The sequence below is a fragment of the Halalkalibacter lacteus genome (assembly GCF_036663595.1).
Lineage (GTDB): Bacteria > Bacillota > Bacilli > Bacillales > Bacillaceae_D > Halalkalibacter > Halalkalibacter lacteus.
This window is the reverse complement of record NZ_JAWRVL010000007.1, coordinates 27167-38875: the sequence shown is the minus strand read 5'-3', so window position 1 is coordinate 38875 and position 11709 is coordinate 27167. Positions and strand designations below refer to the sequence as shown.

General features: G+C 37.2%; 11 protein-coding genes and 1 other RNA gene. 9 read left to right on the top strand and 3 right to left on the bottom strand.

Annotated features, from left to right (window positions below; translation table 11 throughout):
* Positions 1 to 4: 4 nt before the first annotated feature.
* Together SAZ04_RS06890 and SAZ04_RS06885 are read right to left on the bottom strand one after the other, a co-directional pair.
* Positions 5 to 1126 carry an acyltransferase family protein gene (locus SAZ04_RS06890; RefSeq protein ID WP_332693080.1) on the bottom strand — a complete coding sequence of 374 codons (1122 nt, stop codon included), beginning with the start codon at positions 1124 to 1126 and terminating at the stop codon, positions 5 to 7.
* Between the two features lie 301 nt (positions 1127 to 1427).
* Positions 1428 to 1982: a CBO0543 family protein gene (locus tag SAZ04_RS06885; protein WP_332693077.1), complete on the bottom strand. Its 555-nt coding sequence runs from the start codon at positions 1980 to 1982 to the stop codon at positions 1428 to 1430.
* A 409-nt stretch (positions 1983 to 2391) separates the two neighbouring features.
* On the opposite strand from SAZ04_RS06885, the gene SAZ04_RS06880 reads away from it, so the two are divergent.
* From SAZ04_RS06880 to SAZ04_RS06840, 9 genes are all read left to right on the top strand, one after another.
* Positions 2392 to 4653, top strand: a complete 2262-nt coding sequence (locus SAZ04_RS06880) for a DEAD/DEAH box helicase (RefSeq protein ID WP_332693074.1) — start codon at positions 2392 to 2394, stop codon at positions 4651 to 4653.
* A 15-nt stretch (positions 4654 to 4668) separates the two neighbouring features.
* Positions 4669 to 5916, top strand: coding sequence for a ribonuclease H-like domain-containing protein (locus tag SAZ04_RS06875; protein WP_332693071.1), 1248 nt, complete (start codon positions 4669 to 4671; stop codon positions 5914 to 5916).
* A gap of 397 nt (positions 5917 to 6313) precedes the next feature.
* The gene (locus SAZ04_RS06870) at positions 6314 to 6745 is read left to right on the top strand and encodes a spore coat protein (protein WP_332693068.1); all 432 of its coding nucleotides are present in this window, start codon (positions 6314 to 6316) and stop codon (positions 6743 to 6745) included.
* 65 nt (positions 6746 to 6810) lie between these two features.
* Positions 6811 to 7371, top strand: coding sequence for an SLOG family protein (locus SAZ04_RS06865; RefSeq protein WP_332693065.1), 561 nt, complete (start codon positions 6811 to 6813; stop codon positions 7369 to 7371).
* Between the two features lie 86 nt (positions 7372 to 7457).
* On the top strand, positions 7458 to 7769 hold the full coding sequence (gene gpsB, locus SAZ04_RS06860; protein WP_332693062.1) for a cell division regulator GpsB: 312 nt from the start codon (positions 7458 to 7460) through the stop codon (positions 7767 to 7769).
* Between the two features lie 10 nt (positions 7770 to 7779).
* Complete coding sequence (locus SAZ04_RS06855) at positions 7780 to 8169, top strand: reverse transcriptase-like protein (RefSeq protein ID WP_332693059.1); 390 nt, start codon at positions 7780 to 7782, stop codon at positions 8167 to 8169.
* 68 nt (positions 8170 to 8237) lie between these two features.
* Positions 8238 to 8624: RNase P RNA component class B (gene rnpB / locus SAZ04_RS06850), an RNA gene on the top strand.
* Between the two features lie 119 nt (positions 8625 to 8743).
* Positions 8744 to 9880, top strand: coding sequence for a THUMP domain-containing class I SAM-dependent RNA methyltransferase (locus SAZ04_RS06845; protein ID WP_332693055.1), 1137 nt, complete (start codon positions 8744 to 8746; stop codon positions 9878 to 9880).
* 1169 nt (positions 9881 to 11049) lie between these two features.
* Positions 11050 to 11316 carry a DUF2564 family protein gene (locus SAZ04_RS06840; RefSeq protein WP_332693053.1) on the top strand — a complete coding sequence of 89 codons (267 nt, stop codon included), beginning with the start codon at positions 11050 to 11052 and terminating at the stop codon, positions 11314 to 11316.
* A gap of 42 nt (positions 11317 to 11358) precedes the next feature.
* Here the strand turns inward: SAZ04_RS06840 and SAZ04_RS06835 are convergent, their stop codons facing one another.
* Positions 11359 to 11670 carry an iron-sulfur cluster biosynthesis family protein gene (locus SAZ04_RS06835; protein ID WP_332693051.1) on the bottom strand — a complete coding sequence of 104 codons (312 nt, stop codon included), beginning with the start codon at positions 11668 to 11670 and terminating at the stop codon, positions 11359 to 11361.
* Between the last annotated feature and the right edge of the window lie 39 nt (positions 11671 to 11709).

Below are 11709 nucleotides of genomic sequence, written 5' to 3'. Positions count from 1 at the left end.
CACCCTAACTACTGGAACTATTTGTATTTACGTATATTGATTTAGACTTAACAGGCGGTAGTGAGGCAGTATTGATATCAACTTTACCAACAATATACTTTCCGAATGGAAATCTATTCATATAGTAAACAGATACCATCGAAGCGACCGTACTGCCGACAAATAATATTAAAATCGTAAAAATTCCGAAGTTAATTGAAAAGTATCTAAAAAGTACAATGAGTACAGACATAAAGCATGTATGGAGCAAATAAATTCCGTAAGAATATTTATTTATCGATAGAAACAAAGGAGGGATGGTTTTCAGATTTCTTGCTACATAAAGAACAAAAACAATGACGCTTAATGTATGAAATATAATATCGATCCTCTTTGAACTGTGAATCGTGATCAGCCCGCTATGATACAAATAAAGGAGGATGATTCCGGTTAAGAAAGGTGCAACCAAAACAAAAGTCCTATACTTTGAAATATAGTGGGTGAATATTCGGTAATGACGGCCAATATAATAGGCAAGTGAAAAATAAAAAATCCATCCAGGAAACGGGATCCAATAAAAACGTTCCCATATATAATCGCTAAAAACAATATCGATAGGGTTGGTAAAGTTAAAAAAAGATAAGTACATCACATTTACGAATAAAGAAAATAGAATAACTCTTATCGGTGAATAAGTATCTAACCAGTTCTTAAATAAGACAAATAATAAATAGAATTGAAATATGATCAAGACAAAGTAAGCGTGAAAGTCGCCAATAAATATATTTAACACTATTTTAAGAAAAAATTGCTCCACAGATACTAAACTATAAGGTGTTGCATAAAGAACGGCCATAAACAAATATGGAATTAAAATAAATTTTAATCTTTTTGTTAAGAAACTTTTGGGAATGTTCCCGTTTTCTCTAAAGCTATAACCTAAAATAAATGCCGTAATGAAAATAAATGTAGGAGTACCATAGTATAAAAAAACGGTAATAGAATCTAACAATGTTTTACTGTATGACGGAAGATCAGATAAAAAGCCGATATACTCCATGCCCCATACAATGGAATGAAGCAACACGATACTTAAACAAGCTATGCTTCTTAAAAAAGATATCTCATTTACATGCTTTTTTTTCATTATAGATCAACATCTTTCTGATTTTGTCTCGTCGCAAAATTTGTGAATTATCGGGTGAATATATCAGAAAGCATTGATCTTAAGGCTTCCTATTCGCAAAGCATTTACTATCATATACCCGATATTGCCTAAGATAAACACAAGGGATCTATAGAAGAGAAAATAATCCTTGCAATTATATACGTTGATATCAATAATGCTAAAAGCTAATACAGTATATGTCAAATGGAAAAAGTTTTAGTATACTAAGTTGTCAGATGATATCCCTAATCGATAGGGAGAAACTACAGATAATTGAAGATTAGAGTAAAGGCTCGAAATTTTTACTTGATACGAGATAATGTCCAATTAAATAAATGCCGATATAAATCAGAAAAGAATAAAATGAACTCCAATTTATCGAGTGGTAAAAGCCTAGCCATTCAAAAATCGGTTCTCCTAAAAATGAAGCTATCGCTGAAAAGGAAATGGCTTTTATCATCGGATGAATATGGGGTTTGATTTGTGAAAGGAAAAGAAAAAATACGGGAATCAGACTTAGATCCCAAGGTAAAAAAGATGGTAAGAACGGTAATACCTCATACCTATAATCCCAATATCCTAATTCTGCACCAAACGAATCAAGGAACATGGATATAGAGATTATAAAAAATGCTCCTAGTAATAAACGGTTTGTACTTCTTTTTTTTCTGTAATACCACCAAATAACCCACGGGATAATCGTAACAAATAGACATAACCACCATTGCCATGATAAAAACACATACTCTATCCAGATGGCATGGTTCTGTTCTTGTGCTTCAACTAATACTTTATATGTTTGATCAATATTCTTAGCTATCTCATTAGGGATCACATTATCAATCCTTTTTGTATTTACTATATTGTTGTTTAAGCTTCATTTTAAAGTGTTCTTATGTAAGAGGAGACTTATACCTTCTTTCTCTAGAATAAAAAATGTAACTAATGCTTTGGGCATGAAATCAAAAAAATGATGTGCTCATTTCATAAGGATGGAAATACAATTAGTAGGGAATTTATGGATTCATACTAAATAGATCTTTTTAGTAGAAAAACAAACAAACATTCGCTAAAATAAAATGAATAGTGTTTGTTCAAAAAGGTAATGCCAAGTCTAGTTCTTGCATTGGCAGAAGATGCTCAAGCAAAAAATGCTCTTGAGTTATTTTAATTTACGGTTGCTTCGAGGTTGTTGCAAAATCGACCTTTTTGAACAAACATTAATTGAAACTGAGGTGTAGCGGATGTTCAAGAAGGACTTACAATTTATATTAGATGAGATTCGTACAAGTGAAAAATGGCAAGAACGAATTGTACATTGGCATGAAATGGAAGCAGTTGATGCTCAAAGTGTTGAGTTTCCTGAATCATTGGATAGGCGTATTCAACAGGCGCTTGATAGACGTGGAATTGGATCTCTTTACTCTCATCAAAATGAGGCTTTTCATTATACAAGAAAAAAAGAAAATGTTGTTGCGGTTACGCCGACAGCTTCAGGGAAAACGCTATGTTACAACCTTCCTGTTTTGCAGGAGGTTATCGAGGATGAAGAGAGCCGGGCGCTTTATTTATTTCCGACTAAGGCGCTAGCTCAAGATCAAAAGAGTGAATTAAATGAAATCATCGATGAAATGGGCCTTTCGGTGAAGTGCTTTACGTATGACGGCGATACAGCTCCAAACATTCGCCAAGCCGTTAGAAAAGCTGGTCATGTCGTAATCACAAATCCTGATATGCTGCATTCGGCGATTTTACCTCATCATACAAAGTGGGTTGCTTTTTTTGAGAATTTAAAATACGTCGTTATTGATGAACTTCATACGTATCGAGGGGTATTTGGTAGTCATGTGGCAAATGTGATTCGCAGGCTTAAGCGAATTGCAAATTATTATGGAAGAAACCCAACTTTTATTTGTACATCTGCAACGATTGCAAACCCAAAAGAATTAGCAGAAGAACTGACAGGGTGTTCAATGCGCTTAATTGATCAAAACGGTGCGCCACGTGGAAAGAAACACTTTCTTTTTTATAACCCACCAATTGTAAATAAAGCATTAAATATTCGCAACAGTGCAACGGTAGAAGTCAATGAGCTTGCTAAAAAATTTCTTAAAAATAAAATCCAAACGATTGTTTTTGCTCGTAGTCGAGTTCGGGTTGAAGTTATCCTAAGTCACTTACAAGCATTAACGAAGAAATATATAGGTCCAGATGCTATCCGTGGCTATCGAGGTGGTTACTTACCGAAGCAGCGACGTGAGATTGAGCGAGGCTTAAGAAAAGGTCTTATTATTGGTGTTGTTAGTACGAACGCGCTTGAACTAGGAGTCGATATTGGCCAACTTCAAGTGTGTATTATGACTGGATATCCAGGGTCTGTAGCGAGTGCGTGGCAACAAGCAGGACGCGCAGGACGGAGGCAAAATGAGTCTGTCATTATCATGGTAGCAAGTTCAACACCAATGGATCAATATATTATTAGTCACCCAGAATTCTTTTTTGACAAAAGTCCTGAGTCAGCTCGTATTAATCCTGATAATCTTGTCATTCTAGTTGATCATTTAAAATGTGCTGCCTATGAACTGCCATTTAAAAGAGGGGAGACGTTTGATGGAGTTGATATTGAAGACGTACTAGAGTTTCTAACAGATGAACAAGTGTTACATGAACGAGCAAATAAATGGTATTGGATGAATGATGCGTTCCCTGCACACGGAATTAGTCTTCGCTCTGCTTCCCAAGAAAATGTCGTTATCATTGACCGAAGTAATGTTGCCAAACCTACTGTAATTGGTGAAATGGACCGATTTAGTGCAATGACGTTGCTTCATGATGAGGCGATTTATTTGCATCAAGGTGTTCAGTTTCAAGTTGAGTATCTTGATTGGGATGAGAAAAAAGCTTTTGTGCGTGAAGTAGAGGTCGAATATTTTACAGATGCGAACTTAGCTGTGCAACTTCGTGTATTAGAAGAAGATCAAGTTCGAGAGGAAGAGGTCGCTACTATAAGCTATGGCGATGTAATGGTTAATGCGAAAGTGACGATCTTTAAGAAAATTAGGCTATCCACCTTTGAAAATATTGGTTCAGGACCGATTCATTTACCAGAGGAAGAACTTCATACAAGTGCTATGTGGATTAGTTTTTCAGAGCAATTAGTCACTCGATTTGGTGAAAGTCCTTTTGATCAAGCTCTAACAGGTTTAGCGCAATTGATTCAACAAGTAGCGCCTGTGTTTGTCATGTGCGATCGACAAGACCTCCATGTTGTTCCGCAAATGAAAGCAGAGCATTCTGAATTACCAACGATCTTCCTTTATGACCGTTATCCAGGAGGAATTGGGTTAGCCAAAGAGGTGTATCGTCATTTGCCAACAATCTTAGACCAAGTTGAACAGCTAATCTCAGCTTGTGCATGTAAACAAGGTTGTCCTGCCTGTGTAGGAGCTAGTGAAGCGAACACAAAAGCGTTAGTAAAACGATTTATTCGTATTCTAAAAAAATAAGGGAAGGGGCATACGATGAAAAGCAAGCTACTACGAATGAAACGTCATATGGGGATATCAGAAGTACAACAACCAATTGCCCCTAAGGACATCGTAAAGAAAGAGGCAGTTCCATTTGAAAAAGAGTGGCGTTTGTTTCAAACACGACCTTATTGGTTTGAAAATGAATATATTTTAATAAGAGAAACTAAGTATCCACTTAGCTATCAGCACGGTAGATATACTTTATCTGATACGAAGGAAATTGTTCAAAAATGGCAAGATCATGTTTACTCCCATCCCCTTTCTACGAAAGGACGGAAAGTCGAAGATTTACTTTTTTTTGATACAGAAACTACGGGGTTAAGTAGCGGAGCAGGCAATACGATATTTATGTTAGGGTATTGTCAAATTAAGTCGGATTGTGTTTTGGTTAGACAATACTTCTTACCTGGCCCGGAATCAGAAGTAGCATTTTATCATCATTTTTTAACAGATGTCGGGACGTTAGGGAACCTTGTTACGTATAACGGAAAAGCATTTGACTGGCCACAAGTAAAAACACGACACACATTTGTCCGAGATCATGTTCCAAAACTACCGAAATTTGGACATTTTGATTTGCTACATGCTACAAGACGGATGTATAAAGATGTTCTTCCTTCTTGTAAGTTATCTGTTGTTGAAAAGGAAATTCTTCTTTTTGAGAGAATGGAAGATACACCAAGCTATATGGTTCCTATGTTATATTTTGACTTTTTACATGAAGCAGATCCAGAGCTTGTAAAAGGAATATTCCAACACCATGAATGGGATATTCTATCTCTTATTACTTTGTATACACATCTATCTTCTTTAATTCTTCAAAGTGATTTAAATCATCTCCTTCCAAGAGAGCGGCATGAAGTGGCAAGGTGGTATGAAGCAATTGGCGAGAAAAATATTGCGATGCAATTATACGAACAATTAATGGGTATTGGAACGGATGTAGCTCAAGCGAGTTTATTTGCATTTGCGAAAGGGAAGAAGCAAGAACGAGACTGGTTGCACGCATATGAGGGGTTTACCAATCTTGTTGAAACAAAAGCTTATACGTATTTAGCTGCATTGGAATGCTCTAAAATATGTGAACACCAGTTAAAAGATCTTGAGAAAGCCATTTATTATACAAAGATAGCTCGATCCGATGAAACGTATCTTCTTAGGCAAACAAGAGAGAAGCAGAGAAAAGTCTTAGCGGAGCTTAATCAAAGATTAGAGCGTTTAAATCGTAAATGTCGCTAAGATGGAAACGTTTTTAAATTTCCTGGGCAACCGCAAAATAACAATATTTTGTACAAAATACAACAATTTTGTGAACGGAGCTTTGTAACTTCATGTAATCACGAAAAAAGGAATTGTCATTTGTTGCTGAAACTATTACAATATGTTCGGTATTCTTTTTTAGAAATGAGTGAACACAATGTATCGTGCTATTTTAGTATTGTTTTTTGTGATGATTGGACTAACTTTGTTCATCATGAGTGAAATTCGAGATTCTGCTCTTATGTTTTTATAGACTAAAGACCGAACTGTTGATAATAACGGGATTAGGCGGATAATTAGGTCAAACAACTAGTACATCTAAGACAAAATAGACATAGGTTAATATTGACTCAACTTTAAAAGGAGGAAATAACTTATGTACTGCAAACCGAGACCTAATTATTGCAAATTGCCTACACAAACTCAAGTGATGCCAACTCAAGTTGCACCAACTCAACAGAATGTTGTCGAAAAAACATGTGAGTATATTGTTCCAGAAGTGTATCCAACACACACGCACTATCAAACAAATCATGTGTATAAGCACGTGAAAAGCTTTCCGCATACAACGTCAGCTGATCAAAACATTTTTAATCAGCAGTTTGTGCAACCATCACCAGGACCGGGATATGGCCCACAAGTAGCCGGAGCAATGTCTCCAGGAGCAGGCCCAGGATATGGCCCGCAAGTAGCCGGAGCAATGTCTCCAGGAGCAGGCCCAGGATATGGTCCGCAAGTAGCCGGAGCAATGTCTCCAATGGCAGGTTACGGTCATAAGAAACATTGTGGCTGCAACCGCAAGTTTTAATGATTGAGATAAGAGCGAACTGGAGACAGTTCGCTCTTTCTTCATAAAGAAAGGATGTAATGATCATGAAAACAATTGTTGTATCAGGCTATAAAAGTCATGAGCTAGGTATTTTTGATCAAAAGCATCAAAGTGTCTATTATATAAAAAAAGCAATTGAACAACGATTACGCTCGCTTGTAGAAGAAGGACTTGAATGGGTGATCATTAGTGGGCAACTAGGAGTGGAATTATGGGCAGCGGAAGTGGTTTTTGCGTTAAAGGAAGAATATCCACAATTACAACTAGCTGTATTAACGCCTTTCTTGCAACAGGAAGAGCGCTGGGGTGATGCAACCAAATCTTACTATCAAGAAATAATAAGGCAAGCCGACTTTGTGGAGAGCATTACGAAAAGACCATACGATAACCCAGCTCAACTGAGACAAAAAAATGAATTTTTGATAGCAAAAGCTGACGGAATGCTGCTTTTATATGATGAAGAAAAGCCCGGTTCTCCAACTTACTACTTAGAATTGGCAAAAATACGGGAAGTGCGGGATGGGTTTCCAATTATCTTTATAACCCCTACTGACCTTGATATACTAGTGCAAGAAGAGCAGCATGATCAGCTTGATGTGGAATAGAATCAAGAAATTCAAATTGACAAGTACGCGAACTTTTGGAAAAATAGAAAGAAAGCTGTACATACATGTGGGTAGAGGTGATGGAAATGAACCAACAGAATATCCGGTTTACTGCTAAAGAAATTTTGGAGAAAGACTTCAAAACAAGTATGAGAGGGTATAGTCCTGACGAAGTTGATAAATTTTTAGATGCTGTTATACAAGATTACGAGCTCTTTCAACGAAAGGTAGAACTTTTAGAGCAAGAAAATGCACATCTAAAACGGGAAATGAAAAAATTATCCGATCGGTCACAACGTCAAGTGCCAACCCAAACAGTTGGAAGTACAAACTATGATATTTTGCAACGCTTATCGAATTTAGAGAAAAAGGTTTTTGGAAGCAAATTGTACGAGTAGGAGATAGTCAATGATTGATGTTTATATTGATGGGGCAAGTGCTGGGAATCCCGGTCCATCTGGAGCGGGTGTATTTATCAACTATAAAAATGGTCAAGTTGAGAATCATTCTGTTCCACTTGGTAGTATGTCCAATCATGAGGCGGAGTATGAAGCTCTTATCATTGCGCTTGATATCTGCCTAGAGAAAGGATTGACTACTGCTTCTTTCAGAACCGATTCTAAATTGATAGATGATGCGATTGAAAAGCGTTATGTGAAAAATAAGCAATATCAGCCTTATCTTGAAAAAGCCTTTTCTAGAATTGAACAATTTGATTTGTTTTTTTTGAAATGGGTTCCAAGTAATCAAAATAAGAATGCTGATGCTTTAGCTAGAAAGGCAATTCGAAAAACTTGAAAAAAATTACCAGTTGAATCATTTTTCTTTTCAAGGTATACTAAGTCTTGTCGCTAGCGACTCTTTAAACATTCAGGTAATCGCTGCACGCTTGTCGTGTAGAGGAAAGTCCATGCTCGCACGGGCTGAGATGTCCGTAGTGTTCGTGCCTAGCCAATAAATAAGCTAGGGTAGTCTGGTTTTGACTGGGCTAACGGCAAGGTAAGTACCTACGTCTTTTGATATGGTATGATACCTTTGAAAGTGCCACAGTGACGGAGTCCATTTGGAAACGAATGGAGTGGAACGAGGTAAACCCCACGAGCGAGAAACCCAAAATTTGGTAGGGGCATCTTCTCAAATGGAAATGAACAAATGAGAAGGACAAGGAGATCCCTTGTAGATAGATGGTTACCACCGGAGTACGAGGTTCATCACCGTTTGCAGTACTAAGGTACAAAACATGGCTTATCGAATGTTTAAAGGATGACAATAATGAAAACCCCTTTTAGGGGCTTTTTTTATTTTCTAGTATTTGTCTTCACATGAGAGACAACGTATAATAAAATCAATAAGTTTATTGAAGGAGTACATAATGGATAAAGTTACATTAATTGCAACTGCTACGATGGGGTTAGAAGCTCTTGTTGCGCGCGAAGTAAAGGATCTAGGTTATGAAGATGTCCAAGTTGAAAACGGAAAGGTAACGTTCACAGCTGACGCCTCAGCGATTCCTAGAGCGAATTTGTGGCTGCGGACAGCTGATCGTGTAAAACTGAAAGTAGGAGAATTTAAAGCGTATACGTTTGATGAACTATTTGAAAAAACGAAAGCACTCCCATGGGCTGATTTAATCCCAGTTCATGCAGAGTTTCCGGTAATTGGAAAGTCGGTTAAATCGAAATTGTTTAGTGTCTCTGATTGCCAAGCGATTGTGAAAAAAGCCGTTGTAGAGAGCATGAAAAAGCGCTACAAGCAAGAGTGGTTTGATGAAGATGGTCCCTTTTACCGTATTGAAGTAGCTCTTCATAAAGATGTAGCGACTTTAACAATTGATACGAGTGGAACTGGACTTCATAAGCGTGGCTATCGTTACTTACATAATGAGGCACCGCTTAAAGAGACGCTTGCGGCAGCCATGATTATGCTTACCCCTTGGAAGCCTGACCGTCCATTTGCAGATCCATTCACAGGATCTGGAACGATTCCAATCGAGGCTGCGATGATTGGTCAAAATTTAGCTCCAGGGTTTAATCGAGACTTCGCTTCCGAAGATTGGCATTGGATTGGAAAAGACCGCTGGGAAAAAGCGCGTCAAGAAGTTGAAGATGTAGCAAATTATGATCAGCCTCTTGATATTTTAGGAGCTGATATTGACCACAGAAGCGTAGAGCTTGCTAGTAATAATGCAATGGAAGCAGGCTTTGGAGATATGATCCAATTTAAACAAATGCAAGTGAAGGATTTTAGACATCGTGGTCAATACGGAATCTTAATCGGAAACCCTCCATATGGAGAACGACTTGGGGAACGACCTGAAGTGGAACAAATGTATAAGGATATGGGAAAAACGTTCCAACTCCTTGATACATGGTCAATTTATATGCTCACTTCTCATGAAGGTTTTGAAGAGCTTTATGGGGAAAAAGCAACAAAAAAACGAAAGCTTTACAATGGGAATTTAAAAGTGGATTATTATCAGTTTTTTGGTCCTAAACCACCAAGAAATTAATTAATTTCATTTACCGTAATATGGTAGGAGCGTGTAAGCATAAACAAAATGTAAACGTACATTCTATTACAGAGGTCAACAGCAATGCCGTTACCTCCTAAACCATATCCCATCAAGTTTGATGTTCACATATACAACAGGAAAATGACGATTGGTCATGATGCATTAGTGATGATCATGTTTACAGCGACAGATATTTCTAATGTTTTGTGTGACAAAAGTTAAATGAGGTATCTGTCGAAAAACGATATCGTTTTAGTGCCAGATTGTAACATGAATAATTAATACTTGAGTATTGATATTGGTTGGAGGAGAAGGTCACAAATTGCTGACCTTCTCCTCTTAAGTAGTGTGAAGGCTCCAATTATTGCTTCAAAAGCATTTTGAGCAGTCTTTCTTATGCCCACTTAAAAATAAATTAGTTCTCCTTTATGTTGCTACTAAAAAGGGAGATGACCAACGAAACTGTGGTCATCTCCCTAGAACCATTCACTTACTCAAGCTTTTTATTTTCAACAAACACTCTGCGGCCGTAACGATTATGGTGTTCCACAGACACCCCTCATTTCATAAATGTTATAAAATAACACTCTTGAAATTTCTGGACACTGTTCAACGCAACCACCTCATAAATGAGTTAATAAAATCGTTTAAGCATTACATTGTAGTTTACACTCTGCGGTCGAAACGATTATTGTCTTTCACAGACACCCCTCATTTCATAATGTTACGAATAACACTCTTGAAATTTCTGGATACTGTACAATGCAATCACCTCATAATAGAGATAAAATCGTCAACTTTAAGCTTCCTATAACGTAATTCTTCTGCGGCCGTAACGATTATTGTCTTTCACAGACACCCCTCATTTCATAAATGTTACGAATAACACTCTTGAAATTTCTGGACACTGTTCAACGCAATCACCTCATAAAGAGTTGATCAATCGTCAACATCATCGATTTGGATTGTGAAAACACTTAATTATCGTGGATGGCTCAAGAAGCAATTAACTGCTCCTCGGTTATTATGATATCCTGTCTCGAAAATTTTATCCGGTCTGATTCATATTTTTTTTAGGGAGAATTGCTATTTTGGTTGTATGATTTATTTTTGAGTTGGACAACCTTTATGTTGAATTGTCATTTTAATATAAGGAGGAGACAAGGATGCCAAACGAGAGGTCTAACCAATCAGGTTTTAATGATATTAAGCAAGTTGAAATGTCGGTTTTATCGGCTGAGCATATGGTAGGTCAAGCAACGAGAAGCATGGATGAAGAACAGGTTGAAGCGGCAACGAATGCTTTGCATGATGCTAAGCAGCAACTTCAGAAAGCAATGTCTCATCAAACAGGTGTCGATCAAGCTTTTTTTGAAATGTCTCATGAACTTTTAGAGAAAGCGGACCATCAATTAAAAGAGGCTAAAGAATAAACAAAGAAGGGCGTTCCTATATTTGGACGCCCTTCTTCTTTCTTACTTATTTTGATTTGGGTGGTCAATTTGATCGAATGTCGGATTAGAAAAATCAAGGTAACCTAGATCTTCATTGTAGTCAATGGTCATCCCATCTAAATACCAAAAGTCATCTTCATTCACAAAAAATGTTACTCCTTGCTTGTTAATCTTGTAAGAGGTAGAAGTTGGTTCATCTTGCATCAACCCCACGGAAAATCCTCCCGATCCGACTCCCCCAACACGTACAAAAAGCCTAAGTGAGTCTCCTTCTGTAAGTGGCATTTCTTTTTTATATAAAGCTATTGCTGAATCAGTGATAATGACGTTCATTTTATTCCTCCTTCGCTATCAAAACAATAGCACAGCAAT

What these genes read in the sequence shown, in the direction of transcription:
- SAZ04_RS06890 (WP_332693080.1), bottom strand. Translation starts at nt 1,126, where the DNA reads ATGAAAAAAAAGCATGTAAATGAGATATCTTTTTTAAGAAGCATAGCT.
- SAZ04_RS06880 (WP_332693074.1), top strand. Translation starts at nt 2,392, where the DNA reads ATGTTCAAGAAGGACTTACAATTTATATTAGATGAGATTCGTACAAGT.
- SAZ04_RS06875 (WP_332693071.1), top strand. Translation starts at nt 4,669, where the DNA reads ATGAAAAGCAAGCTACTACGAATGAAACGTCATATGGGGATATCAGAA.
- SAZ04_RS06870 (WP_332693068.1), top strand. Translation starts at nt 6,314, where the DNA reads ATGTACTGCAAACCGAGACCTAATTATTGCAAATTGCCTACACAAACT.
- SAZ04_RS06865 (WP_332693065.1), top strand. Translation starts at nt 6,811, where the DNA reads ATGAAAACAATTGTTGTATCAGGCTATAAAAGTCATGAGCTAGGTATT.
- gpsB (WP_332693062.1), top strand. Translation starts at nt 7,458, where the DNA reads ATGAACCAACAGAATATCCGGTTTACTGCTAAAGAAATTTTGGAGAAA.
- SAZ04_RS06855 (WP_332693059.1), top strand. Translation starts at nt 7,780, where the DNA reads ATGATTGATGTTTATATTGATGGGGCAAGTGCTGGGAATCCCGGTCCA.
- SAZ04_RS06845 (WP_332693055.1), top strand. Translation starts at nt 8,744, where the DNA reads ATGGATAAAGTTACATTAATTGCAACTGCTACGATGGGGTTAGAAGCT.
- SAZ04_RS06840 (WP_332693053.1), top strand. Translation starts at nt 11,050, where the DNA reads ATGCCAAACGAGAGGTCTAACCAATCAGGTTTTAATGATATTAAGCAA.
- SAZ04_RS06835 (WP_332693051.1), bottom strand. Translation starts at nt 11,670, where the DNA reads ATGAACGTCATTATCACTGATTCAGCAATAGCTTTATATAAAAAAGAA.